The sequence below is a fragment of the Pseudoalteromonas porphyrae genome (assembly GCF_001298125.1).
GTDB lineage: Bacteria > Pseudomonadota > Gammaproteobacteria > Enterobacterales > Alteromonadaceae > Pseudoalteromonas > Pseudoalteromonas neustonica.
The window spans coordinates 1-851 of sequence record NZ_LHPH01000070.1; the positions used below are offsets into that span (position 1 = coordinate 1).

Consider the following 851-nt stretch of genomic DNA (forward strand, 5'->3'; position numbering starts at 1 on the left):
TATTCAAGGTTTACTTCGCTGTTAAAACCACTGTCTGCGGTAAATTTGATTGTGTGTTTGTCTGCGGATTTATCTGTGTTCAGTTTATCTAACTGCTGTTTTAATTGTTTAACCGCTGGCTGTAAGGTTTGTTGCTCACCCACTGAGCCCCATGCCTGTGCTTGCAGTATAACTTGGTGCTTGTCGTCATTTATTGCTATCCCGTTGTAGCCTTGAATTGTGCCTTTCGAGGTGGTCATTTTCGCGCTATCAGGGTCGGTAATATTGCTTTTAATGGGCTTGCCTTTACTGCCTGTTTTTTCTTTGTGTGTGGCGAGAAAGTCTGTGATTTTCTCTGCGCTTTTATCCAGTTTTTCTTTTTGCTTTAAGTCTTGTTCAATGAACTCATCGCCCAGTCCATCTTGCGATTGGTGACGCTCAATAATACGTTTGCTTGCACGTTCTAATTTTGCTTTTTTACGCCCTAGCTCATCGAATGTGCCGCTCCATTCCTTGCTCGCATTTGATTTTAATTTACAGCCATCAATCGCAAACATGTTGCGGCCTATCAAGCCTTCTTCATCACATATCATCAGCACTTGCGTGAACAGCGGTTCAATCTGYTCATGCATTTTCGCCACGAATCCCGCTATCGATGTGTAATGAGGTTGAATATCGCCCGACACACTCATGAACAAAATATTGTTCTCACAGGCCTTGGCTATTCGGCGGCTACTAATTAATCCATGCGCATAACCGAGTAAAATAATCTTTAACATCACCGTGGGCGGATACGCTGCCGCGCCTGTTTTGTCGTTGTTATACCACGCGTCAAAGCCCGACAAGTCGAGTTTATTTTCGACAATATAACA

At 43.4% G+C, this 851-nt stretch carries 1 protein-coding gene; it reads right to left on the bottom strand.

Annotation, left to right across the window (positions count from 1 at the left end):
• Window positions 1-851 (bottom strand): transposase (locus ADS77_RS21170; protein WP_161803899.1); only part of this gene is annotated, 851 nt, incomplete at both ends.